The 23,460-nt window shown below is 42.4% G+C and carries 24 protein-coding genes; 3 read left to right on the top strand and 21 right to left on the bottom strand.

Annotated elements, in window-relative coordinates; translation table 11 throughout:
- Positions 1 to 70: 70 nt before the first annotated feature.
- From ACTNC6_RS06470 to ACTNC6_RS06395, 16 genes are all read right to left on the bottom strand, one after another.
- On the bottom strand, positions 71 to 385 hold the full coding sequence (locus tag ACTNC6_RS06470; RefSeq protein ID WP_173683673.1) for a 4Fe-4S dicluster domain-containing protein: 315 nt from the start codon (positions 383 to 385) through the stop codon (positions 71 to 73).
- On the bottom strand, positions 382 to 2,097 hold the full coding sequence (locus ACTNC6_RS06465) for an adenylyl-sulfate reductase subunit alpha (protein ID WP_441043528.1): 1,716 nt from the start codon (positions 2,095 to 2,097) through the stop codon (positions 382 to 384). Before ACTNC6_RS06465 ends, ACTNC6_RS06470 begins: the two co-directional genes overlap by 4 nt.
- A gap of 27 nt (positions 2,098 to 2,124) precedes the next feature.
- Positions 2,125 to 3,183 (bottom strand): sulfate/molybdate ABC transporter ATP-binding protein, encoded by a 1,059-nt coding sequence (locus ACTNC6_RS06460; protein ID WP_441043527.1) that lies wholly within the window; start codon positions 3,181 to 3,183, stop codon positions 2,125 to 2,127.
- Position 3,184: 1 nt separating this feature from the next.
- Positions 3,185 to 4,009, bottom strand: coding sequence for a sulfate ABC transporter permease subunit CysW (gene cysW / locus ACTNC6_RS06455; protein ID WP_441033326.1), 825 nt, complete (start codon positions 4,007 to 4,009; stop codon positions 3,185 to 3,187).
- Positions 4,009 to 4,845, bottom strand: coding sequence for a sulfate ABC transporter permease subunit CysT (cysT, locus tag ACTNC6_RS06450; protein WP_019163129.1), 837 nt, complete (start codon positions 4,843 to 4,845; stop codon positions 4,009 to 4,011). Before cysT ends, cysW begins: the two co-directional genes overlap by 1 nt.
- Before the next feature lie 77 nt (positions 4,846 to 4,922).
- Positions 4,923 to 5,921 carry a sulfate ABC transporter substrate-binding protein gene (locus tag ACTNC6_RS06445; protein ID WP_441043526.1) on the bottom strand — a complete coding sequence of 333 codons (999 nt, stop codon included), beginning with the start codon at positions 5,919 to 5,921 and terminating at the stop codon, positions 4,923 to 4,925.
- A gap of 51 nt (positions 5,922 to 5,972) precedes the next feature.
- On the bottom strand, positions 5,973 to 6,383 hold the full coding sequence (locus tag ACTNC6_RS06440) for a M67 family metallopeptidase (protein ID WP_441043525.1): 411 nt from the start codon (positions 6,381 to 6,383) through the stop codon (positions 5,973 to 5,975).
- Positions 6,384 to 6,408: 25 nt separating this feature from the next.
- A complete protein-coding gene (locus tag ACTNC6_RS06435) occupies positions 6,409 to 7,218 on the bottom strand; it encodes a HesA/MoeB/ThiF family protein (RefSeq protein WP_441043524.1) in 810 nt (269 codons plus the stop codon).
- Positions 7,218 to 7,424, bottom strand: a complete 207-nt coding sequence (thiS, locus tag ACTNC6_RS06430; protein ID WP_173744296.1) for a sulfur carrier protein ThiS — start codon at positions 7,422 to 7,424, stop codon at positions 7,218 to 7,220. The genes ACTNC6_RS06435 and thiS overlap by 1 nt, the downstream gene beginning before the upstream one ends.
- 21 nt (positions 7,425 to 7,445) lie before the next feature.
- On the bottom strand, positions 7,446 to 7,763 hold the full coding sequence (locus ACTNC6_RS06425) for a thioredoxin family protein (protein ID WP_019163134.1): 318 nt from the start codon (positions 7,761 to 7,763) through the stop codon (positions 7,446 to 7,448).
- A gap of 12 nt (positions 7,764 to 7,775) precedes the next feature.
- Positions 7,776 to 8,021, bottom strand: a complete 246-nt coding sequence (locus ACTNC6_RS06420; RefSeq protein WP_019163135.1) for a sulfurtransferase TusA family protein — start codon at positions 8,019 to 8,021, stop codon at positions 7,776 to 7,778.
- Positions 8,014 to 8,874, bottom strand: a complete 861-nt coding sequence (locus tag ACTNC6_RS06415; protein WP_441043523.1) for a 4Fe-4S binding protein — start codon at positions 8,872 to 8,874, stop codon at positions 8,014 to 8,016. Before ACTNC6_RS06415 ends, ACTNC6_RS06420 begins: the two co-directional genes overlap by 8 nt.
- 148 nt (positions 8,875 to 9,022) lie before the next feature.
- Positions 9,023 to 10,249, bottom strand: a complete 1,227-nt coding sequence (locus ACTNC6_RS06410) for an O-acetylhomoserine aminocarboxypropyltransferase/cysteine synthase family protein (protein WP_441043522.1) — start codon at positions 10,247 to 10,249, stop codon at positions 9,023 to 9,025.
- Between the two features lie 298 nt (positions 10,250 to 10,547).
- Positions 10,548 to 11,033, bottom strand: a complete 486-nt coding sequence (locus ACTNC6_RS06405) for a DUF2798 domain-containing protein (RefSeq protein ID WP_441043521.1) — start codon at positions 11,031 to 11,033, stop codon at positions 10,548 to 10,550.
- Positions 11,034 to 11,196: 163 nt separating this feature from the next.
- Entirely contained in the window at positions 11,197 to 11,913 is a 717-nt protein-coding gene (gene pduB / locus ACTNC6_RS06400; protein WP_019163140.1) for a microcompartment protein PduB, read from the bottom strand.
- Between the two features lie 175 nt (positions 11,914 to 12,088).
- Complete coding sequence (locus ACTNC6_RS06395; RefSeq protein WP_441043520.1) at positions 12,089 to 13,327, bottom strand: galactokinase; 1,239 nt, start codon at positions 13,325 to 13,327, stop codon at positions 12,089 to 12,091.
- Between the two features lie 403 nt (positions 13,328 to 13,730).
- On the opposite strand from ACTNC6_RS06395, the gene ACTNC6_RS06390 reads away from it, so the two are divergent.
- Positions 13,731 to 14,630 (top strand): AraC family transcriptional regulator, encoded by a 900-nt coding sequence (locus ACTNC6_RS06390; RefSeq protein ID WP_441033294.1) that lies wholly within the window; start codon positions 13,731 to 13,733, stop codon positions 14,628 to 14,630.
- Between the two features lie 18 nt (positions 14,631 to 14,648).
- Here the strand turns inward: ACTNC6_RS06390 and ACTNC6_RS06385 are convergent, their stop codons facing one another.
- Positions 14,649 to 15,584 carry a LysR family transcriptional regulator gene (locus tag ACTNC6_RS06385; RefSeq protein WP_441043519.1) on the bottom strand — a complete coding sequence of 312 codons (936 nt, stop codon included), beginning with the start codon at positions 15,582 to 15,584 and terminating at the stop codon, positions 14,649 to 14,651.
- 367 nt (positions 15,585 to 15,951) lie between these two features.
- On the opposite strand from ACTNC6_RS06385, the gene ACTNC6_RS06380 reads away from it, so the two are divergent.
- Positions 15,952 to 17,031, top strand: coding sequence for a CdaR family transcriptional regulator (locus tag ACTNC6_RS06380; protein WP_441043518.1), 1,080 nt, complete (start codon positions 15,952 to 15,954; stop codon positions 17,029 to 17,031).
- 18 nt (positions 17,032 to 17,049) lie between these two features.
- On the opposite strand, the gene ACTNC6_RS06375 is transcribed toward ACTNC6_RS06380, so the two are convergent.
- The 3 genes from ACTNC6_RS06375 to ACTNC6_RS06365 all read right to left on the bottom strand — a co-directional run bounded on the left by ACTNC6_RS06375 (position 17,050) and on the right by ACTNC6_RS06365 (position 20,080).
- Positions 17,050 to 18,309, bottom strand: coding sequence for a GntP family permease (locus ACTNC6_RS06375; protein WP_118568923.1), 1,260 nt, complete (start codon positions 18,307 to 18,309; stop codon positions 17,050 to 17,052).
- A 3-nt stretch (positions 18,310 to 18,312) separates the two neighbouring features.
- On the bottom strand, positions 18,313 to 19,458 hold the full coding sequence (locus ACTNC6_RS06370; RefSeq protein ID WP_441043517.1) for a glycerate kinase family protein: 1,146 nt from the start codon (positions 19,456 to 19,458) through the stop codon (positions 18,313 to 18,315).
- A 238-nt stretch (positions 19,459 to 19,696) separates the two neighbouring features.
- Positions 19,697 to 20,080: a DUF3783 domain-containing protein gene (locus ACTNC6_RS06365; RefSeq protein ID WP_441043516.1), complete on the bottom strand. Its 384-nt coding sequence runs from the start codon at positions 20,078 to 20,080 to the stop codon at positions 19,697 to 19,699.
- Between the two features lie 426 nt (positions 20,081 to 20,506).
- On the opposite strand from ACTNC6_RS06365, the gene ACTNC6_RS06360 reads away from it, so the two are divergent.
- On the top strand, positions 20,507 to 21,730 hold the full coding sequence (locus ACTNC6_RS06360; RefSeq protein WP_055200930.1) for a dicarboxylate/amino acid:cation symporter: 1,224 nt from the start codon (positions 20,507 to 20,509) through the stop codon (positions 21,728 to 21,730).
- 94 nt (positions 21,731 to 21,824) lie between these two features.
- Here the strand turns inward: ACTNC6_RS06360 and ACTNC6_RS06355 are convergent, their stop codons facing one another.
- A complete protein-coding gene (locus tag ACTNC6_RS06355) occupies positions 21,825 to 23,456 on the bottom strand; it encodes an AAA family ATPase (RefSeq protein WP_441043515.1) in 1,632 nt (543 codons plus the stop codon).
- Positions 23,457 to 23,460 lie beyond the last annotated feature (4 nt).

Below are 23,460 nucleotides of genomic sequence, written 5' to 3'. Positions count from 1 at the left end.
TATCCTCCTCTGTTTGTTTATATCTGACTGTCCGTCTCCTTACTGTCAGCAGACTGAGGGACAGTTATATTTAATATTTATTGGCATCTTTCTTATTAACCTGAATGGTAATCTGGGTGCCATCCGGCTTCTCCACTGTCCAGGTGGAAATGTCAGGTTTCTCTGACACGATCATACTTGCACCTCTGCCTCCCACATCGGCTCCAAGGAAGAAGCGGATAGCATCACGGCTGCATTCTTTGATACAAGAGGTGCATCCCCAGCAATCTCTGACCTGGCGGATAAAGGCTTTGCCCTCTTTGTCCTTTTTGATCAGGTTTCCGGGACAGGCTTCGATACATCTGCCGCATCCTACACATTTACTTTTCTGAATCCGAATGCTCATCTTTCACCTGCTCCTTTCGCTGCTGTATTGGAATCTGCACTTTCTTTTGTGATCAGATCACGGTACAGAATCCTGATCTCCCCGTTTTCCATACGGGAATTTACATATTTCATCCACTCTTCACTCTGCTCAGGGTAATCAGTGTTCTCACCGAAGCTGTGCCATCTGGTTTCTTTTCTGGCTGCCAGATGTGCGATCACTGCGCGGCACAGAATCAGTCGTTCGCGAAGCTCATAAATCTGCATCAATTCGTAGGTATCTGACGCTGCCAGAGTGTCCACTACAGGAAGAAGTGCGGCGATCTTTTCATCTGCTTTTGCAAGACTTGTCTCGCTATATCTGTAGTCTGTACCGATTCCGCCTGCATACTGATCCATGATTTTCTGCATGGCCTCCTCAAGCTGCTCTGCATTCATCAGGGAACGGGGCGCATTTAAGTGAGCTTCATATTCTGATTTCTTTGCTGCTGCAATTTCAGATAGCTCTTTCTTATTTTCTGTTACAGCCCTGTCATCTTTCCTGTCCAGATATTCCAGGATCGCTTCTGCTGCGATCTCACCCTCTGCCAGTGCGCCGGTTACATATTTCTGCGGACATCCTCCGGCTACATCCCCGGCTGCATATAAGCCTTCTATGGTGGTCGCTCTGTTATTGTCTATCCAGTAACCGCTGGCTGTATGTCCGCCTACAATGTACGGTTCTGTACCTTCAATTTCTACATTCTCTTCAGATGGTCCTTTGCCTGCTTCCATCCATTTCAGAGTCTGGGATGGTGCCATATTCAGGTAGGCTTTGTAGAGGTCCTGCTCCTGTTCTTTGGAAATACCTTCTGTTCTGAGGTAACACGGACCCTTTCCCTCTCTGTTCTCCATCACTGTACCGTAAACCCTCTGAGAGGTTGTCAGGCCATATTTGGTCTCATAAATATCACCATGTGCATTGACCTGTCTGGTTCCAACACCCTGGGCAATGGTTCCTGTAGGAGCAATGGTGTCCTTACATCTCAGTGCAATGAAACGCATCTCAAAGGTTGTCATTTCTGCACCGGAAAGAAGTCCCATTGCATATCCTGCCCCTGTGTTAAATGGCGGATACCACATTTTATGTCTGGAGAATCCCGGGTTGTTTGGTCTGTAAAGTCCGGCAGCCCCGCCTGTTGCACAGAGAACTGCTTCTGCGTCAATATCATAGAAAATATCTTCATTGACACTGAATCCTACAGCTCCGGTGATCTTTCCCTTTTCTGTTTTATAATCTGTGATGTTTACATGGTTCAGAACTGTAACATTCTCCTGTTCGGCTGCTGCCTTTGCAAGGATTGGCTTCATGTTCTCACCGTTGATCTTAATGTTGCGGTTTCCTCTGGCAACGTATTTGCCCTTTTCATCCTTCAGGATAACCAGCCCCAGGTCTTCCATTACCTTTGTCACATGATTCAGTCTCTCTGACATGGTGAGAAGAAGATCCTCCCTTACGATTCCGTGGGCATCCTTTTTTGCATAGTCCACATAATCCTGCGGTACTCTGCCCTCTGTAATATATGCGTTTAACGCGTTCACACCTGCTGCCAGGCATCCGCTTCGTTTAATGTTCGCTTTCTCTGCGATCAGAACTTTTTTATTGCTTTTCTGACCGATCACGTAGGCTGCAAAGCATCCTGCTGTACCGCCGCCGATGATCAGCACATCTGTTTTGATTCTCTCTGTCCTCATACTCTATTACTCTTTCCTCTAATTTCCTTAGATAATTACAAAGTCATCCCTTACAGCCTCATTCTCGATCAGCTGTACACTGTCACCCTTTAGTGCGAAAATCCTGTACAGGAATACATTGACAATTTCTCCCTCGCGGACATCTGCTTTCTCCAGACTTCTTCTGGCAGTTACTACAGAATTGTTCACTCTCACCTGAAGCTCCAGGTTATCCCCTCTGAAGGAAACCCGTTCCACCACTCCCTGAGATACAGAGGTTCTGAACTTCTCTACCTCATCCAATTTGGAAATCTTTACAAATTCCGGACGGACAATAATCTTGTCTGCTCTCTCCGCCTGAGTAAAGGTATGGAAATCATCTGCATTTTCCAGTACAGATGGCTGTCCAAAGAAGGATGCGGTAAAAGCGGTTTCCGGGTTTCTGTAAACTTCCACTGGTGTGCCCTTCTGCTCAATCTGTCCTGCATTGGTAATGATGATCTCATCTGCCACTTCAATGGCTTCATCCTGATCATGAGTAACAAAAATACTGGTGATACCCAGTTTCTCGATCATCTCTTTTAACCAGCTTCGTAATTCCTGACGGATTTTTGCATCAATAGCTGCAAATGGCTCATCCAGAAGTAATACCTGGGGGTTCGGGGCAAGGGCTCTGGCAAATGCTACCCTCTGTCTCTGGCCGCCGGACAGCTGGCTTGGATATCTTTTCTCCAATCCTTCTAATCCCACCAGCTTGACCAGCTCCATGACTCTGGCATGAATTTTCTTTTTGTCTACTTTCTGAACCTTCAGACCGAACGCTACATTGTCATAGACTGTCATATAACGAAACAATGCATAATTTTGAAACACAAATCCGATTCCACGCTCACTGGCCGGAACATCGTTGACTACCTTTCCGTCAATAATGATCTCTCCACTATCCGGATTTTCCAGACCTGCGATCATTCGAAGAATAGTTGTTTTTCCGCTTCCACTTGGTCCCAGCAGGCCGATCAGCTTACCTTTTTCGATTCCGAAATTCACATTTCTTGATGCCTGGTAGGAACCATAGGTCTTATTTATATTTTTTAACTCTACATACATATCAGGCTTCCTTCTTTCCTTTGTATTCGATCACGCTTCGGATCACCAGAATAATAACTGCCATGATCACCAGCAGTGAAGATACGGCAAATGCCGGAACATACTGAAACTCATTAAATAGAATCTCTACATGAAGAGGAAGTGTGTTGGTTTTTCCCCTCAAATGTCCGGAAAGGACAGACACTGCTCCGAACTCTCCCATTGCTCTCGCTGTACAAAGTACAATGCCGTAAAGCAATGCCCATTTAATATGAGGAAAGGTAATCTTCCGGAAAATGGTCCATCCGCCGGCTCCCATAAGAGCTGCAGCTTCTTCCTCGTCCGTTCCTTCTGCTTCCAGAACCGGAATCAGCTCTCTGGAAATAAAAGGAAAGGTTACAAATACAGTTGCAATAATGATTCCCGGTACAGAGAATACAACCTTAATTCCGAATTTCAAAAGGAAAAAGTAGACCGGACTCTGCCGTCCGAAAACCAGAAGAAAAATCAGACCTGCAATGACCGGGGAGATGGTAACCGGAAGATCGATCAGAGTAGTCAGCAGTTTTTTGCCCCTGAACTGGAACTTGGTCAGTGCCCAGGCTGCAAAAATACCGAAGATAGTATTAAAAATAACTGCGAAAAGTGTAGCTTTAACAGTAAGGAGAAGTGCTTTGATGGTGTATTCGTCTGTTACCGCAGCGGCGTAGACCTTCCATCCGCTTCGAAGGGCTTCTGTGATTACTGTAAGTAACGGAAGGAGGAGCATTACTGCCAGAAACAACACGCTGATCCCGATCAGGATCCATTTTGTGATTTTCTCTGAAGTGGTTACATTGTTGTCCATCAGGCATTTCCTCCTTTTAAGATTCTCGCGTTTCTCTGCTGGATCACATTATTGAGAAACAGAATGAAAAATGAAACCGCCAGCATCACCAGTGCTATTGCTGTCGCACTGGAATAATCAAATTCCTGAAGCTCTGACATAATGATCAGCGGTGTGATTTCTGTATAATATGGTTTATTTCCTGCAATAAATACAATGCTTCCGTATTCACCCAGGCATCTGCCAAACGCAAGTCCGGTTCCTGCAAAAATCGCAGGTTTCAGTTCCGGAAAAATCACTTTCCAGAAAATGGTGGATTTCTTTGCTCCCAATACTCCGGCTGCTTCACTGCAGGAGTTGTCCATTTTCTCCAGTACCGGCTGTACGCTTCTTACAACGAAAGGAATTCCTACGAAGATCATAGCTACTGTGATTCCGATTCTTGTGTATGCGATTTTGATACCGAATCCGGCAAAAAAGCTGCCCACCAGTCCGGTGTCAGAAGTCAGGGATGTAAGCGCAATACCTGCTACCGCTGTGGGAAGTGCAAAAGGAAGCTCGATCATTCCATCCATAAGCCGTTTGCCCGGAAATTCATATTTCACAAGCACCCATGCAAGGATGGTTCCCATGATCCCGTTTATCACTGCTGCTGCAAAAGCAGCCACAAAACTGGTGTAAAAGGATGCCAGTACTCTGGCTCTTGTAATGGTTTCGATGAAATCTTTAAAGCTTAATTTCGCAGTGTAGATCACCAGACTGGCAAGTGGGATCAGAACCACCAGACTTAATATGGAAATGGTAATCCCCATGGAGAGTCCGAATCCTGGAATCACCGGTTTGTTTCTTTTTTTCATAATCAATTACCACCTCTCTCGTCTCGTATGTTCCGGTCCTGTTGTTGTGTCAGTGGGCATTTTCCCTGTCTGCCTCTTTATCTCTCATAGATTTCATCAAAAATTCCGCCATCTGCGAAGTGCTTTTTCTGTACCTCATTCCATCCACCGTATTCACTGATAGTTACCAGATTTACGCTCAGGTCAAACACATCCCTGTGTTTTTTCAGGATTTCCTCATTGGTTGGACGAAAATAGTTCTCTGCCTCAATTTCCTGTGCTTCGTGGGAATACAGATAGTTTAAGTACTCAGTTGCCACTTCTCTTGTGTCTCTGTAATCTACTACCTCATCCACCACTGCTACCGTGGGCTGTGCCAGAATGCTGACGCTGGGAGTAACGATCTCGTACTCATCCGGGTAATCACGCATAGAAAGATAGGCTTCATTTTCCCACGCTACCAGCACATCGCCCTGTCCGTTTTCTACGAAAGAAGTGGTTGCACCTCTTGCACCGGAGTCCAGGACTACTACATTCTGGTAGAGCTTCCTGATGAAATCTTTCATCTGTGTCTCGTCTCCGTTGTATTTCTTATCTGCATAAGCCCATGCTGCCATGTAGTTCCATCTGGCACCTCCTGAGGTCTTGGGATTCGGAGTTACCACTCCTACCCCATCCCTTGTCAGGTCATCCCAGTCCTGAATCTTCTTTGGATTTCCTTTCTTAACCAAGAATACGATGGTGGATGTATAGGGAGAACTGTCATTGTCGAAGTTGTCTATCCATCCTGCCTTGATCAGCCCTGCGTTCTCTATGGATTCAATATCATATTCCAACGCCAATGTCACTACATCTGCATCCAGTCCGTTGGCTACCTCCAGTGCCTGCTTCCCTGAACCACCGTGAGACTGTGTGATCTCCACATCCTCTCCGGTTTTCTCCTTCCAGTGCTCCTGGAATATTTTATTATACTGTTCAAACATCTCTCTGGTAGGGTCGTAGGAAACATTGGTGATAGATACTGTTTTTCCAAAAGCCTGTACCGGTGTCAGTGCCAGCACAGCTGCCAGACTCAATGCAAATATTTTTCTGATCATGTTTCATCTCCTGAGCATTTCCGTGATTTTTTCAGTCTCTTCTTTGGGATTTTACACCAATACAAGTTCTTCCTTCTCAGATTCTGTTCCTTCTATATGGAAGGAATTCAGAACCGGATTCTCATTGTTCATAAGGGAAAGGATCATATAGCTTGCTGTGCTGTCATAAGCCAGTCTCTTATCTTCTTCGGATGGTCTGGATGGACTTTCCGGATGGGAATGCCAGTTACCCAGAGGTACCAGACCGTTGGCACGCATATCCTTAACTGCTGCCAGCTGCTCTTTGGGATCCAGTGAAAAATGTTCATTGGAATGATCAATATTTGTCAGGCAGTAAACCTTTTCAATAAATTTGTCCTTACCTTCCTTTTTTCCTGCGACCAGTCCGCAGGCTTCTTCCGGAAGATTTTCTCTGGTATGCTTTAAGATTATTTCGTAATCACTTTTTGACATTGTAATCATTATTTACTCACTCTCCAAACATTCCTTACAGAGCCCCGTCACATTCTGCCTGCCCATAATCGATCAGTTCGGTAATTGTAGGATGTTCCCCACATACCGGACAACTTTTCACGTGCTGCGGAAGTTTGATCTTACGGAATTCCATAGTAAGCGCATCATAGGTAAGAAGGTATCCTGTAAGAAGATCTCCAACTCCAAGAATATACTTAATGGCTTCCATTGCCTGAAGGCTTCCGATCACGCCTCCCATTGCTCCGATGACACCAGCCTGTTTACAGGTAGGTACGGCATCCTTTGGCGGCGGATCCTTGAATACACATCTGTAACATGGACCTTCTCCCGGAACATAGGTCATAAGCTGTCCCTGGAAACGAAGGATTCCTGCGTGAGAGAATGGTTTCTTTGCCATAACGCAGGCATCGTTGATCAGAAATTTCGCCGGAAAATTATCGGTTCCGTCAATGATGAAATCATAATCCTTGATCAGATCCATAATCGTTTCAGAATCTACGAAAGTCTGGTAAGTTTTTACTGTCACATCCGGGTTGATGGCTTCCATAGATTCTTTTGCAGAAAGAACCTTTGGTTTTCCCATATCCTTTGTTGCATGGATAATCTGTCTCTGCAGATTGGAAAGATCTACTTCATCTGCGTCTGCAATTCCGATAGTTCCCACACCTGCTGCTGCAAGATAAAGAGCTGCCGGTGAACCCAGTCCCCCTGCCCCGATGATCAGGACACTGGAATTGAGCAGTTTTTTCTGTCCTTTTGCTCCAACCTCTTTCAGAATAATGTGTCTGGAATAACGCTCCAGCTGCTCATTTGTAAATGCCACTATCTTCCACCTCCCATGAAGTACAGGAATTCAACACTGTCCCCTTCTTTTAATGCATAGGTATCAAATTCTGCTTTGTCGATGAAGTCATCGTTTACTGATACAGTTACATACTGAGGAGTTTCTACATTCTCCTGTACGATCAGTTCTGAAACTGTAATTGCGTCTTTTACTTCTTTTTTATCTCCTGCTACTGTGATAACCATAACATCTGTTCTCCTTTATTCTTATAAATTCTGATCAATAATCTCTTCCAGTTCTGCAGCTTTCTTTGCTCCTGTCAGTCGTTGGATCTGTTCTCCCTCTTTCAGGAAAATCAGGGTCGGCGCTGACATAACCTTATATTCCTCTACAAGTCCCTGTTCGTAAGCTACATTTACCTTTCCAACAAAAATCTGATCACCGTATTTCTCTTCCAGCTTTGCAAGCACCGGAACCATTCTCTTACATGGTACACAGCTGTCAGAGTAAAAATCGATCAGTGTCAGTTTTCCAGGCTGGAAAGCCTTTTCCTTAAAAGTCTCACCACTTAATCTCTCTGCCATGATCCGCTCCTGTCAGTCTTCAACTTTCTTCACATAAAGTGTGTAAGTTCCGTCTTCGTTATCATCAAGTTTCAGGATCTGATGTCCTTCTTCCTTAATACTTCGGGGTACATTCTGTACCGGTTCCCCGTCATTCATTCGGATGGATAAGATCTGTCCCTCATCCAGTTCTTCCAGCGCTACCTTTGCCTTTACAAAGGTTACCGGACACACAACATCTGTAATATCTACCGTATCATCAATTTTAATCTCACTCATTTTCATATGCCTCCAGGATTTCTTTATTGAATTTGTCCTCACCTACCCGGTCGATGGTAAATTTCAGTCGTTCACCGGCATTTGCATTCTTCTCGAAGAAATTTATGGCTGCATCACAGACCTTCAGTAATTTCTCATGGTCTTCGATAAACGGGATCACTGTTTTTCCTTTATTGATGTGATTTCCGAAAATTCCTCCGAAAGAAACAATATATCCGTGAGTATTGTCATAGGCATCTGTAGGACAGGCTTTGGTGCATCGTCCACAGAAATTACATTTGGAAGAATCAACGGAGATTTTTCCATCTTCTAATGTGAGGGCCCCTTCGCGGCAGGCTTTTACACAGACACCACACTGGATACATTTCTCTTCCTGCCATACTACTTTGATGCCACCCTTGATTCCTACATCGTTCTCTTCTGCTTTTAAGCAGTTATTCTGACATCCGGTAACACCGAATTTGAATTTATGGGGAAGCTCACGTCCGAAGTATATCTCGTCCAGCTCCTCTGCCAATGCGTAGGTATCAATACATCCGCTGGGACAGATGGCTGAGCCCTGACAGGCTGTGATGGTACGAACTCTTGGTCCGCATACACCCGGAACCACATCTCCCTCTGCCAGTGCAGCTTTCACTTCATCAATCTGATCTAACTTGATAAAAGGAATCTCCACACCCTGACGGGAAGTAAGATGTACATAGCCCTCGCCGTATTTTTCTGAAACCTCAGCTACCTTTGCAAGCTGTTTCGCATCCAGATGTCCGCCAACTACGCGGATTCTTAATGAAAAATTATTTTTCTGTTTCTGGCGCATGAATCCGCCTTTTTTTAATGCTGCATAATCTGCCATTGTCCTCTTCCTCCTGTAGAACACCTTTTATTCTAAAGATAAATCTATAAGGTTATTTTTTATTTTCATAGTTTATTACTAGGTTTTGTATGATATTACACCACCTGACATATTTTGTCAATAACTATCTGAAAATAAATACATTTTTTCACAGACCTTTTATAGCCTCTGTGAAATCCCGGATCAGATCCTCTGCGTCCTCAATTCCTACGCTGACACGAATACTGTCATCAAATACTCCTGCTGCTTCCCTGGCTTCCCGGTTACTGTGAAGATAGATCGTAGATGCAGGATGGATCACTAGAGTCCGCACATCACCGATATTGGTGGCAATCTTTACATATTTCAGCCTGTTGATCACTGCATAGGCTCTCTCCCTGGAACCGGCACGGATCGTCAGGATCCCGCCGCCTTTGTTTCCAAACTGGTCTCCGGCAACCTTATGGTAAGGATTTGATTTCAGCAGCGGATAATTCACTGTCACCCCTTCCAGCTGCTCCAGTGCCTGGGCCAGAGCCAGCGCATTGCTGCAGATCCGCTCCATACGCAATCCCAGGGTCTCCATTCCGATAATATTCAGATAAGCATTCACAGGAGCCAGACAGCCTCCCATATTCCGCCAGATTCCATTACGCAGTTTTACCAGATAAGCAAATTTACCAAATTTTGCATATTCTTTCATACCCGGATATCTTTCAGGATCCCAATGAAAGGTTCCTCCGTCCACAATAATTCCGCTGATGGCATCACCACTTCCATTGATATATTTAGAGGTAGAATGTACTACCACATCTGCGCCATATTCCAGTGGCCGGATCAGATATAGGGTTGCCGTAGTACTGTCCACGATCAGCGGAATTCCTTTCTCATGCAAAAAATCCCCGGTTTCCCTTATATCCATTACATTCAGTCCCGGATTACCGATAATCTCTCCGAATACCACTTTGGTTTTTTCTGAGATCAACGGTTCTATCAATGCTTTTTCTACCCTAGGGATAAACTTCACTATAATACCGAAGGCCTCCAGATCATGAAGCAGATCCAAAGTGCCTCCAAACAGGCCGCTTCCGGCGATCACCTCATCTCCTGACTGAAGAATATTCAGCAGAGACAGGGTAACTGCAGACATTCCGGAGGAACAGGCAATCGCTCCCATTCCGCCCTCCAATTCATTTACCCTTCGCTCAAAAGCATCCACTGTAGGGTTTCCTATCCTTGTGTAAGCAAAACCCGGTGCGCGGTTCTGAAAAACCTTCTCCAGCTGCTCCGATGATTCATAAGAATAAGCATTACACTGACTGATCGCCGGCACTGTCGCTCCGGCTTCATAACTTTGCACGGATTTTCCATGCAGTAATCTGGTCTGAAATTTCATGGCACTCTCCTTTATACACTCATACAGCATATCAGACAACCTCTTTTATGGGCATCTTTTTCGTTCTCTTTTCATAGTTATTTGATATGAATAATAGTATATTTGTAGTTTCCGGAAATGTCAACGTAATATCTTATACATGCTTCTTATGATTTTATATAGTTTAAAACTACATAACTACAAATTTACCAGTGTCAGCACACTAACAAGAATGATTTTTCAACAAAGGCGCCACTGCATTGCCTGGTTAGCAAATGCAGTGGCGCCTTTGTTTCTTATTTTTACAGTTTCTTATTTTTTATACAGAAGCCTTCTCCATTTCTTTCTCAGGAAAAAGCTTTCTGAAAATGAAGCGAACCAGCGGACCGGCATAAAAAATCTGCCAGAAGAACGCCATCGGGAAATTCATTGCTGTTGTCTGAAGCCATGTAGGGATAATCTGGCTTACTGGTGCATGTTTGATCAGCACAGTGGCTGCAAAGCTCATGCACGGGCACATAAATGCTACAGATACTGCAGAAATTGCAAGTACCAGGTGGAACGGATTATCTCTTCTCATATCCACAATACCAAATGCAATCTTCTTTGCAAGACCACCGATGATAAAGAAATCAAGAATAAATGCAATCGGTCCCATAAATGTCAGTTCATGAAAAGCTAACAGAAATGTCTCATTTGTCATTGTCCTTGTATTCAATACAATGTTGTAGCAGATCATGGCATAAACCATTACCAATACCATGATGATCGTAAAAATTACTTCCTGAAACTTGTTTTTTGGCATAAAAAATCCTCCTTAGATAGTGTGTGAATAACATAAACAGAAATTTGTGTTGTTCATAACCATCCAGGAGGATGTACCGTTTCCAATATAAAACCAAATATCTTTTTTCTTAAATTTACCGTTGATTATTATATGGATTCCGGATACAAAAGTCAAGATTTTTTTATAAATAGGGTGTCCCGGGGATCTCCGGGTAGCTGCCCATTGCGATCAGAAGCTCCAGACCAATCTGTCTGGCATTCAGTACTGCTGTTTTTGCAGCGCTGGCATCTCCGGAAACAGCCAGTATCACCTCATTGGAATGACTGGTTCCTCTGTCAGGTGTCATATATCTTGCAATAGAAAGGGACGCCGACTTCATTGCAGTATCTGCCATTACCAGCCCGATTGCAGCCGGAGAACCAGCCATAAAACCAAAGGCTTCTCCCATAGGTACTCCGAAAGCCTTATTCAGAGCCTGTCCTGCACTGGCTGAATAGGCAAACTCCAGATGACCGCTCTCACTGATATAGACCTCTCCTGCATATTTATTGGTAAGCTCCAGCGCCATAGATATAGCATGACGCACATCGGAAACATCAGAGCCTCCAAGAACAATGTAGTTACCATGGCCGCCCCAGCCCTTTGTATCCCTTGGTAATTCTATGGAAAGAACCTCCGTGTTGGTTGCTTTTACCGCATCATCTATAGCAGTCAGCTGCCCTGCTGCTCCTGTACGGGAACTGAACAATCCCAGGCAATGATACTTCGTTCCTACATTCATCTCTTTAAGCAAAGTATCATCAATTCCGGAGATCACCAGTCCGATGGTATCCAGAACTGCTGTGCCTACAAATTCACTGCGCGTACAATGTGTACTGATCTCATGTACATCTATCATATAAAATTACCTCTCTGACTATCATATTTTCCAGATAATAAAAGCCTTTTTCATTTATATTTAGCTTACCATGTTCATATCTGATGTGCAATGAATTTTCTTAGCAGATTATTTTTATTACTATGTTATTGGTAATATCCCGCAAGGTATTTTTTGTGAGCGAAGTGAACAGTAATTATTTTTCAATATGCACTGCACCAACTGCGCGGATATTCATCGGATATACATTTTCTTTTCCTGCAAATTCAGAAATATAGGAAACATAATTCTCTGTCTCATCTTCTGGCACTACGCACATAATAACACCGGCAAATCCACCGCCATGGATACGGCAGATACCTTTGCCCAGCTTCTCAAGGAAAAGATCTGTCAGTGCAAGTGCAACAGAAATCTTCTGCTCTGTATATGCCTTGATCGGATAGCAGTTCTGAAGCAGTTCCCAAGAAGATTTTCCGGATTCGCTGAGAAGCTTTAATACTGTCTCCCCGTCTTTCTCTTCCACTGCTTTTGCAGCCTTTTCTACTCTTTCATTCTCTTTGAAGAAATGGATTGCTCTTAATATTGCTCTGTCATTTTCAATCTTATCCATATTTGCAAGCACTTTATCAAGAGTTGTCTCACAGAGAAGCTCTGCTCCTGCTGCCTTTGCTGCTTCTTTCATCTCCATAGGGATCTCAGAGTACTCTGCACTCAGATCAGCATGTCCTTTTCCTGTATTTACGATCACAAGGTGATGGTTATAGTCATGGAAAGAGAAGTTTACTTTCTCATATTTCGGGTTTTCTCTGTCAGAGAAATCAAGAAGAATCGGGCCTCCAACTGCACATGCAAGCTGATCCATCAGTCCGGAAGCTTTCAGCCAATATACGTTCTCAGCGTACTGTCCTGCTTTTGCATAGTTGATATATGTCATTGCTCCATCATTAAAGAAATAATTAATAATAGAACATACAAGCATTTCGAAAGATGCAGAAGAGCTTACACCGGCTGCACGGATTACGTTTGTTGTTACATAAGCATCAAATCCTGCTACTTTAAATCCAAATTTCTGAATAGCTTCCACCATACCTGCTACCAGAGATAGGGTTCCCTGAGCCTTCGGTACGCTGGCAAGATCATTGATGTCTACGACAACTTCCTTGTCATATCCTTCACTTGTGATACGGATAACACTGCTGTTATTCGGGTAAGCTGCACCGATGGTATCCATGTCAATGCTGCCTGCGATCACACGGCCACCATTATGATCTGTATGGTTTCCGATGATCTCTGTTCTTCCCGGTGCTGTAAAAAATTCTGCTGTATCATGATGGTAAATTTCTGCGAAGTGATCAGCTACAGTCTGAAAACGTGCTGCTGATTTCTCTGCTTCGCCGTAAATACGTGTCAATTCATTTTTATTTGGAATATTCATTGTAAAAATCCTCCGTTCATTTTTCCGGTCTGACCGCTGATACATAGTTTTATGAGTACTATGTACTGACAATTTTCACGATTTACAGTGGCAGTGCAGGTGTGAAAACCAGCGGCAGACGGGAATATGTGTATGAAAGTTTGGGAGCAGCCTTATCAGCTACACTCTTGGATTAAAGTATACCCTGCTGTGTCATAAAATTCCTTGATAATCTAAGGGGAAAATAGTAAAATCTTGCGTTTATATCTATATAAGTGTACAATATGTTATATAAGTCATCAACAGCAATTTCGCATAACGGTCTTTCTCTGATGCAGCGGGTTGTCTGCAATATTTTTCGGAATTGCTATAAGATAGGATAATTAAAAATCATCATATATTCTCAAGGGAGGACGCATATATAATGGCAGAGATCATAACCGACGGCTCACAGAAAGAACTGAAGAAACATGGCAGTGATGAATTTCCTTTGCTGGTAAGCTATGAGAAACTTTCCGGCTACAAATCCGGCTCCTTTCTCTGGCACTGGCATCCTGAGATAGAAATTACCCTTGTCCTGGATGGACAGATTCTCTATAAAGTAAACCAGTGTACCTACCACATGAAAGCAGGAGATATCCTTCTGGGAAATGCCAATGTACTCCACGCAGGCTTCATGGAAGATATGAAAGACGGCAAATATGTCTCCATCACTTTTCTGCCAAAGATTATCTATGGTTCCTACGGAAGTATCCTGCGCAGGAAATATGTGGAGCCATTTTTACACAATTTCGCCCTTCCTGCAGTCTACATTGACTATTCGCAGCCCTGGCATGAAATTTTTTCCGAATATGTGAGAGAAATCATAACTCTGTATGAAGAGAAAAAGGAATTTTACGAACTGGATATCACCGGAACTCTGCAAAAGCTGTGGCGCTGTATGCTGCAGAATCTTCCGGAGAACCTCCCCTATACGGAACACAGCAAACTGGAACGCAACCGTATGCGTGAGATCATGGATTATCTGGAACACAATTACATGAATAAAATCCAGATGAAAGATATCGCAGAGGAAATCCACCTCTGCGAGAGCGAATGCAGCCGGTTATTCAAGAGATACATGAACGTATCCCTGTTTACATTTCTGCAGGAATACCGGGTGGAACGGAGCCTTGAATTTCTCCTCAGCTCCGATGACAGCATCATGGAAGTCGCCCAGAAATCCGGCTTCACAGACTCCAACTACTATGCCAAGGTATTCTCCAGAGTAAAAGGCTGCAGCCCGCAGAAATATAGAAAACAGAATATACGGAAAGATATGTGAGATTATATACAGGTTATATTACTCCGCAGAAACAGTATTCTGCTCCAGATATTTCTTCAGTGAAGAGACATACAGATTCCCCACCTTGCTGAGGATGGAATTCTTTCTGGTAATATAACCGATTTCCATATCACTGTTCTGATTCTGCTCATCCCCTTCGAAAGGAATTGCCAGATAGTCACTGCCATTCAGCTCCTCACAGATAATCCCTGAACACAGGGTATAGCCATTAAGTCCTACCATCAGATTCAGCATAGTTGCACGGTCTGAAGCCTTAACTGTTCTGGAATATTCATTGGTAGACAGAATCTCCTCTGACAGATAAAAACTGCTCTTATCTCCCTGTTCGAAGGACAAGCAGGGGTATTTAGCCAGCTGGCTGTAGCTGATAGATTTCTCATTTGCCAGTGGATGATTTTTCCACAAATATACATATGCCTGACAGTCAATCAAATGATGAAACTCCAGATTCGCAGAGTGGAGAAGCTTTAACAGTGCCTTTCTGTTGAAATCACTGAGATAAAGTACTCCCACCTCGCTTTTCATGGTGCTGACGTCACTGATCACATCTGCAGTCTTTGTCTCCCTGATGGCAAATTCATATTCCGACACATCAAACTTCTGCACCATATCCACGAATGCTTTCACTGCAAAAGAATAATGCTGGGTGGAAACGCCGAATTTCTTCTTATAGGAACCACCCTCACTGTATTTCTCAACCACACTTTCATACTGTCCATATATCTGACGGGCATACATCAGAAATTCTGTCCCGTCATTGGTCAGTGTCACACCGCGGCCGCTGCGGTTGAATATAGTGATTCCAAGCTCCTTCTCCAGTTCCTTCACTGCATTGGTCAGAGAAGGCTGGGAAATATACAACGCCTCCGCAGCTTTATTCAGTGAACCGGTTTCGGAAATTGTGATGATATAATTCATCTGTGTTAATGTCATATGGTTTCTCCCTTATATACCATTAATTTTTTCTATAGCAATCCTCATAAATAATTCATCTGAGACAATTCTGGTAAATTGATTTCATTTTACCCATATAATTATTTTCCTATTTGTGACACTACCAGTGGCATAAATAGTTACTGCAATAATTTTACTATATCTTCCCAGGTTTCTCAACATTGCAATTTCTACAAAAGGGAAACATAAAATTACAATTTACTATGTGCCTCAAGTTTTTTGTTTTTATCAGTCTGTAAGAAACCGGCAATGATAAAAACTAACAATTGTATCCTAAACACATATAGGATACAATATCAATAGATAGCACAATTCCCTGAAGAATTCATATAATGGAGAAATTATCATGCAGATAAAAATAGATCACTCCCTTGCTACACAGATTGTCAATACTGTAAAAGACGTATGCGGCCAGGATGTTAATTTTATTGATCAGTCCGGGATTATTTTTGCCAGCACTAATCCGGAAAGAGTTGGAACTTTCCACGAAATCGGGCAGAAAGCTGCAGCCACAGGAAATACTATCGAAGTATCTTCTGACAATAGCTTCTACGGCAGTCAGAAAGGGATTAATATGCCGGTTTACCATAACCAGTCTTTACTGGCTGTGATCGGTATTACCGGTGAACCAGATACCGTGAGAAAGTATGCCCATCTGGCAGAACGCATCACCAATCTTCTAATCCGCGAACAGGAGCTGAATATGATCAGCCGTAATCAAAATGATAAACGTCAGTATATCATCGATTCTCTGCTTCGTAATCAGAATCTCAATATGGAATATATCCAGAGTCTCCTGGCAGAGTTTTCTGTAGATGTTCAAACTTCCAAACGACTCATATTGCTACAGATAAATGCAAGATATAATATGGCTAATTTTTCACTTCTGGAACAGAAAGTAACTCAGATGTTTTCCATTTTTCCTCTGAATTTATATGCCTTTCATTATCCAGATGAGTATCTGGCAGTTGCAGATTCTGAACTTTTTGACAGAAAATCCTTTATCCTAAAGCAGTTTGCCGCAGAACAGCAGAAGCTTCTGAAAATCGCAGTTGGAAAGAGCACTTCCATCTATCAGCTGGCAGAATCTTATTCTTCCGCTGTGACGGCTTTGAAAAGCATAACTAATCCTGACAAAAATTTTGTAATGTATGATAATCTCACGCTGGAACTCCTTCTCTCCGGATCAGGGAAACAAGAAAAAGAAGAGTTCCTCTCCCGGACTATTACAAATCTTACCGGAGAAGAACTCAAAATTATAACCACCTATTTTGATCAGGATATGTCTCTGCATAATACCTGTGAAAAGCTTTTTTTACACAAAAACACACTTCAATACAAACTCAATCATATCTACAGAAAAACCGGGCTGAATCCACGTAGATTTAAAGATGCCGTTCTTCTGTACCTGGCTGGGAAACTGTAGTATCAGGATTTGATATCTTTATATCAGGTACACAATTACCGCCACAATTGTACTCGTAAGACCAATACATGCCTCAAACGGAATCAATTTCATTCTTTCCTTAATATTCATTCCTACAGAACCACCTGTCGCGTGGAAAAAAGAACCATGCGGCAGAGAATCGATTACTGTTGCACCGGCATGAATCATAGCTCCTGCGGAAATAGCCGGAATTCCTGCATTTAACAGTGTTTGTGCAAAAGTCTGAGACGCAATGGTCGCACCGGCTGTAGTAGATGCAGTAGCTCCTGCCATCAGAATACCTGCAATCGGCGCAAGAATAAATGCCGGCATCTTCATCATTTCCAATAGAGAAATCACATCATACTGTAAAGCAGATGCTTTAATGATTCCTGCAATAGTTCCTGTTCCAATAAGAAGAATAGATACTCCTGCCACCTTACTAAGACCAAATTCTGCAAACTCACGGAATTGTACCAGGCTTCCACATGCAATTGCACATACCAGACCACCAAGTGGAAGGGCAATCAATGGATCAATTACAATAGAAAATATCGGACGCAGTGCCAAAAGTATAATAACTGTCAGCGGACCTGCAAATGCCTGAATAAAAGTTGGAAGTTTTTTATTGTCTGCATGTTTTTCCAAATCCTGATCACTAACCATCGTTCCTGCTTTTTTTGACAGTATTGTTGCAATAATTACAGTTACAATTAATGCACAAACTGCCGGAATAATATTTTTTATCATCAGAGATGTAAGATCAACCTGGAACGCTTCAGAAACAGCAATTGTATTTGGGTTTGGAGAAATAATATTTCCTGCTTTTCCTCCACCAATCATTGCCAAAAGAAGAGAAGCTTTATTATATCCTGCTTTTTTTCCAATCGCCAGTGCAATAGGTGCTACTGTAATAACTGAAATATCCACAAAAACACCTACTGCACATATTACCATTGTTGCAGCCGCAACAGCAATAAGGGCTCGTTTCTCTCCCAATTTCTGTACAATTACTTCTGCAATTTTTTCCGCAGCTCCGGTTTTAATAAGAGTTCCCGCCAGAATACCGGAAGTCATAATTCTCAGTACAGAAGAAATCATACTCTGCGCTCCACTTACCATAGTATCGACAGTCAATATCAGATTTCCACTTCCGATTACTCCGCCAATAAGAGCACCAAAAATCAGGCTATAAGCGGGCTGAACTTTTTTTATAATCAGAATAATCGCAACTGCCATTCCAATCAGAGCACCTATGGTTGTAAAACTATAATCCATTCTTTATTTCCTCCTTATGTTCAGCAGACGAAATACCTGTTCTACCGTATCCGCCATGTTAGCCTTTGCATTTTCCGGTTTCATAGCATCTTCCAGAGTAGTTACTCCTCTTAAAATCGGGAAAAATGCATCAATTCCGTTCTGATTGCAGGCAATGGCCTCTTTTGTAACACTTCCTGCAAAAGCAGTCACAGGAATGTTATGCTTCTTTGCCAGACGTGCCACACCTACAGGTGCTTTTCCCATGGCAGTCTGACCATCCAGTCTGCCTTCTCCTGTAATCACAATGTCAGCATTTTCCATATATTTTTCCAGAGAAGTTTCTTCCAGCACAATCTTAATCCCAGACTCCAGAACTGCATTGGTAAAACTCAAAAATGCAAATCCCAGGCCTCCTGCTGCACCCGTACCTGCCTGGTTGGCATTGATCTTTGTGCATTTTTTCTCTGCAAGTGCGGCATATTTTTCCAGCCATTTATCCATCTGCATAATCATAGAGGGAGTTGCCCCTTTCTGTGGTCCGAATACTGCACTGCATCCTTCCTCTCCACAGAGAATATTTGTTACATCACAGGCAACACGAAATTCACATTCTGCCAGTTCAGGCAGTACATATGTATCGGTAATCTCCTCCAGTACCTCCAGTCCTCTGGCACCAAAAGGAACCTGTTTTCCTTTTTTATCAAGAAAACCATATCCCAATGCCTGAAGCATTCCAATTCCACCATCATTGGTAGCACTTCCTCCAATTCCTACAATAAACCGGCGGCAGCCTTTGGAAATAGCATCTTTAATCACTTCTCCCACACCATAAGTTGTAGTATAAAGTGGATTTCGTTTTTCATCAGGAACAAGTGTGATACCTGCCGCACCTGACATTTCAATCACAGCGGTATGACTGCTTTCAATGATTCCATATTCACAATTCACCGGCGTTCCAAGCGGACCTGTAACCATCACGTTCTGTATGATACCATTCATACCACTCACCAGTGCTTCCACTGTGCCTTCCCCGCCATCAGCCAGTGGTCTTACTATAATTTCTGCATCCTGACCATGAACTCTGCGGATTCCGTCAGCAGCAGCATATCCTGCTTCCATGGAACTCAGACTTCCTTTTAGAGAATCAATTGCGATTACTGCTTTCATTTTTTTCTCCTTTGATTTTTTCTCTTTGTATTCATTTTTATACAATTTCAGCATACATTTAGTATAGCGGTTTAGTGATTAGATTGATATATTACATGTAACATATTTATATATATTCTATGTGTTTTATTGTTATACATACCATTTACAATTATGTGGTAATCTGACGTATTACAGGAACATTATGGAGTAATTTTTATGAATGATATACAGCCGTTGGGCTTTCTGTTTCATTCATTTAAGACGGATGATACATATTATGCTCTTTCTCCAGTTCTTTATAAAGCTGCATACAGTTCCAATTCTGATTATGCTCCGTCAGAACCGCCTTGTAATCCACAGGTGTACCTGCTTTCCGCAAAGTATAAAGCACCTGGTCAAACAGATTCCCCGTGATTCCTGCAAGGATCAGCATTTCCTTCTCCATCTGCTCCTGAGGAATCAGCGCTGACGGAATCTGCACCTGAGAAACCTCTTTCACTCCTGCCAGATATCCGATTGGCTGACTATAGTCCTGAGTTTCTACATTTTTTAAACGTATCTTAAAAGGCAGTAATGCCATCTTTAACTTGCGAAGCTTCTGCTGATCCTGAAAATTTATTAATAAAATAGTTGGTTTCATATAAACACTCCTTCTGATACAAGTAAATCCCCCCACTGCTTATTGCTCTTTACAATTGAAGCAGGGACTTCCTTGATTTGGTTAAATAATTACAACTATTATACCCTCTTCACCTGCACCTGACAATCATAATAGCCTGCATAGGACTTTTTATGTCATAGGAATATTACAAAATAATTTCCGGCAACGCAGAAAAACAGGCTTCGATATCTGTATCATCGATGCCTGTTTTTCTGTGTTACAATTTGGAGCGGCATGGCTTTATCAATTACAAACTATTTCGCAGGATATTCCTTGAGCACTTCGGAAACACTCCCACTCAAATAAGAAAACAACGGGAAATATTGTAATTCACACATTATTGTGGTAAAGTATTGTGGTGTTATTTTTCCATATCAGGAAGCGAAAATAAAGAGGAGGGAACAAATGAAAAAATTCTATTCGTGGTATAAAAAACATATTACCGCAGCAATCTTTACCGGTCTGATCCTTGGTATCATTACCGGACTGTTTCTGGCAAACCGTTTCGAACCGGTACTTGCCATCACAAGCCTTATCGGAAGCATTTACATGAATGCCCTGAACATGATGATCTTTCCACTGGTCTTCTGTTCCATTATCATGGGTATCTCTAGCATCGGTAATGCCCGCACAACCGGCAAGATCACAGCCGGTGCCATGATCTTTTTCCTGTGCACCACAGCACTTGCCAGCCTGGCAGGACTGATCATCCCGCGACTGATCCATCTCGGTGAGGGTGTTAAATTCGAGATGGCAACTTCCGACATTCAGGCAACTGAGATGACCAGCATTCTGGACACCATCAAAAACTTAATCCCATCCAATCCGGTTGCAGCTTTCGCAAACGGAAATATGCTTCAGGTACTTGTATTCGCAGTCATCGTAGGCTTCACACTTATCGCCATCGGCGAAAAGGGTACTGCACTTCTGAAAGTCATCGATTCCTGTAACGAAGTCTGTCTGAAAGTCATCAGCACAGTTATGTACTTCACACCTATCGGTGTATTCTGTACTATCGTTCCTGTTGTAGAAGCCAACGGTACAGAAACCATCATTTCACTGGCAACTCAGCTGATCATCCTGTATGTGGCATTCTTCGGATTTGCCCTGGTCATTTACGGCGGCTCCGTGAAATTCATCGGCAAAGAAAGCCCTGTGAAATTCTTCAAAGCAATGCTTCCTGCAGCTCTGAACGCATTCGGAACCTGTTCCAGTTCAGCGACCATTCCAATCAGTAAACAGCGTATGGAAGACGAAATGGGCGTATCCAACAAGATCACAAGTATTGCCATTCCTCTTGGCGCTACTGTAAACATGGATGCCGTATCCATCCTGATGTCATTCATGATCATGTTCTTCGCCAATGCATGCGGAATTAACGTAAGCATTTCCATGATGATCATAATCCTTCTGGCAAACGTACTCCTGTCAGTAGGAACCCCGGGAATCCCGGGCGGTGCCATCGCATCCTTCGCAGCACTGGCAACCATGGCAGGTCTGCCGGCCGGTGTCATGGGAGTTTATATCAGCATCAACACACTCTGCGATATGGGCGCAACCTGCGTCAATGTTATCGGAGATATGGCAGGATGTGTAGTTCTGAAAGAAAAGATTAAATTGGAAGACTAATTTTAACGATTTCACAGTTCAATATTTAACCGAATCAAGTAAGTCCCCTGCGGAGGTTGCGAAAAGCAATAAGCAGGGGACTTACTTAATTCGGTTAAATTCTGTTTCTGAGAATCTCCGTTTTACATCTGTGTATTTTATCGGTTTTACTATAACTAATTCCAACACCTAAAATCTCACCAGTATATTTCGGTAATTCACCTAATTTTCCCATAAACCGTAGCATATAATCCTTATCTCTAATCTGTTCAATGGCTTCTTCCGGTGTATGGTCCACTTTTAATTCTAAAATAATACATGTATCCGATCTGTCTTCTGGATAAAAAATAAAATCAACAAACCCCTTCCCTGACTTATCCTCTCTCTCCACACGATATCTATCTCTCGCTGCCAAATAAACAAGATTCACAACCGCTGATAATTCTGTTTCATTATTGTAAGAAAGGATTGGAGTCTCTGTATTGTGAACATAAGCCAATATATTCTCCATAGTTTCTGTATCCCCATGAAGTGTGGCCTCCAGCATACGCTCAGATTCTTTCGCCAATCTGTATACATATCCCAATGAAGCTTCTTTCTGAACCATCTCATCAAATTTGTCCATCAATTCTTTATTAGGAATATACACCTTTCCATTATAGTAGCTTAAAAAACCATATACTACCATGGCAGATAAAATTTCTTCTCTGGTCAACAAATTCATAGAAGTGGCCGCATACTCCTGAATCTTCGCCTTGACACCCTCACCAGAAATCATAAGCGCAATATCTTTACGCACATCTGCAATATTATTCTCAACGTAATAGAATATTTCATCATATGGTCCTGAACTTGTCCAGTAACTGCCCAGATTATTATTCTCTAAGGCTGCCACAACCGATCTTGGATTATACATTCTCTCCCCATTTTTAGTAAAATATCCATCATACCATTCACGTAATCCTTCCCTGGTCACATTCAGCATTTCTTCTTTTCCGGCATTGTTCTCGCAATATCTTTCATAAAGCATATCAACTTCTTTATCTGAAAATCCAAATACATTACCAAACTTAGACTCCGAAGCCATCGTATACTCCATAAACATGTTTAATTCAGATCCACTGGAATACTTGGCGATTGGCAATATTCCCGTCATATATGCCAATGCAACATACGGCTTATCCTTTAACAATCCCTTCAAAAATAGCAAATAAGACTTTTTATCATCCTCTGTCACAAACGGCATATGAAATACCGAATCCCATTCATCAAAGACAAAAACAAAACGTTCTTTTTTTTCCGCAAAAATCCTCTGTAGGTCTTCTCTTACAGAACCATTCTCACGAAAATCAATATCCGGATATCCCCTCTTTAAATCCTCTTTTAAATTCCCCTTTATCTCATCTATATATTCCTTATAACTTATACATTCATCATCAACCACGCTAAAATCAATATAAATTGTATTATACTGGTTCAAATGCCTTCTGTAATCAGCAAATTCTGAGATTTTCAATGTCTCAAATACATCCTTCGACGCAACATCTTTTCCAAAAAAAGCGCCAATCATATTTGCCATCACTGTTTTTCCAAATCTGCGGGGACGTGTCACACACACATGACGGTTTCCAACCTCAGCCAATGGAATCAGTTCTCTTAGCATCTGCGATTTATCCACAAAATACGGACTACATACTTCGCTTTTATATAACGTATACGGAGATACACTGTTTAAATAAATTCCCATGTGG

The organism is Blautia sp. HCP3S3_C4 (assembly GCF_052064095.1).
In the GTDB taxonomy this organism is placed as follows: Bacteria; Bacillota; Clostridia; order Lachnospirales; family Lachnospiraceae; genus Blautia_A.
The sequence above is the reverse complement of the archived record's forward strand: the minus strand, read 5'-3'. Positions and strand labels throughout refer to the sequence as shown.

Bases quoted from the DNA above. Each gene is read 5' to 3' on its own strand.
- ACTNC6_RS06470 (WP_173683673.1), bottom strand. From the start codon at position 385: ATGAGCATTCGGATTCAGAAAAGTAAATGTGTAGGATGCGGCAGATGT.
- ACTNC6_RS06465 (WP_441043528.1), bottom strand. From the start codon at position 2,097: ATGAGGACAGAGAGAATCAAAACAGATGTGCTGATCATCGGCGGCGGT.
- ACTNC6_RS06460 (WP_441043527.1), bottom strand. From the start codon at position 3,183: ATGTATGTAGAGTTAAAAAATATAAATAAGACCTATGGTTCCTACCAG.
- cysW (WP_441033326.1), bottom strand. From the start codon at position 4,009: ATGGACAACAATGTAACCACTTCAGAGAAAATCACAAAATGGATCCTG.
- cysT (WP_019163129.1), bottom strand. From the start codon at position 4,845: ATGAAAAAAAGAAACAAACCGGTGATTCCAGGATTCGGACTCTCCATG.
- ACTNC6_RS06445 (WP_441043526.1), bottom strand. From the start codon at position 5,921: ATGATCAGAAAAATATTTGCATTGAGTCTGGCAGCTGTGCTGGCACTG.
- ACTNC6_RS06440 (WP_441043525.1), bottom strand. From the start codon at position 6,383: ATGATTACAATGTCAAAAAGTGATTACGAAATAATCTTAAAGCATACC.
- thiS (WP_173744296.1), bottom strand. From the start codon at position 7,424: ATGGTTATCACAGTAGCAGGAGATAAAAAAGAAGTAAAAGACGCAATT.
- ACTNC6_RS06425 (WP_019163134.1), bottom strand. From the start codon at position 7,763: ATGGCAGAGAGATTAAGTGGTGAGACTTTTAAGGAAAAGGCTTTCCAG.
- ACTNC6_RS06420 (WP_019163135.1), bottom strand. From the start codon at position 8,021: ATGAGTGAGATTAAAATTGATGATACGGTAGATATTACAGATGTTGTG.
- ACTNC6_RS06415 (WP_441043523.1), bottom strand. From the start codon at position 8,874: ATGGCAGATTATGCAGCATTAAAAAAAGGCGGATTCATGCGCCAGAAA.
- ACTNC6_RS06410 (WP_441043522.1), bottom strand. From the start codon at position 10,249: ATGAAATTTCAGACCAGATTACTGCATGGAAAATCCGTGCAAAGTTAT.
- ACTNC6_RS06405 (WP_441043521.1), bottom strand. From the start codon at position 11,033: ATGCCAAAAAACAAGTTTCAGGAAGTAATTTTTACGATCATCATGGTA.
- pduB (WP_019163140.1), bottom strand. From the start codon at position 11,913: ATGATAGATGTACATGAGATCAGTACACATTGTACGCGCAGTGAATTT.
- ACTNC6_RS06395 (WP_441043520.1), bottom strand. From the start codon at position 13,327: ATGAATATTCCAAATAAAAATGAATTGACACGTATTTACGGCGAAGCA.
- ACTNC6_RS06390 (WP_441033294.1), top strand. From the start codon at position 13,731: ATGGCAGAGATCATAACCGACGGCTCACAGAAAGAACTGAAGAAACAT.
- ACTNC6_RS06385 (WP_441043519.1), bottom strand. From the start codon at position 15,584: ATGACATTAACACAGATGAATTATATCATCACAATTTCCGAAACCGGT.
- ACTNC6_RS06380 (WP_441043518.1), top strand. From the start codon at position 15,952: ATGCAGATAAAAATAGATCACTCCCTTGCTACACAGATTGTCAATACT.
- ACTNC6_RS06375 (WP_118568923.1), bottom strand. From the start codon at position 18,309: ATGGATTATAGTTTTACAACCATAGGTGCTCTGATTGGAATGGCAGTT.
- ACTNC6_RS06370 (WP_441043517.1), bottom strand. From the start codon at position 19,458: ATGAAAGCAGTAATCGCAATTGATTCTCTAAAAGGAAGTCTGAGTTCC.
- ACTNC6_RS06365 (WP_441043516.1), bottom strand. From the start codon at position 20,080: ATGAAACCAACTATTTTATTAATAAATTTTCAGGATCAGCAGAAGCTT.
- ACTNC6_RS06360 (WP_055200930.1), top strand. From the start codon at position 20,507: ATGAAAAAATTCTATTCGTGGTATAAAAAACATATTACCGCAGCAATC.
- ACTNC6_RS06355 (WP_441043515.1), bottom strand. From the start codon at position 23,456: ATGGGAATTTATTTAAACAGTGTATCTCCGTATACGTTATATAAAAGC.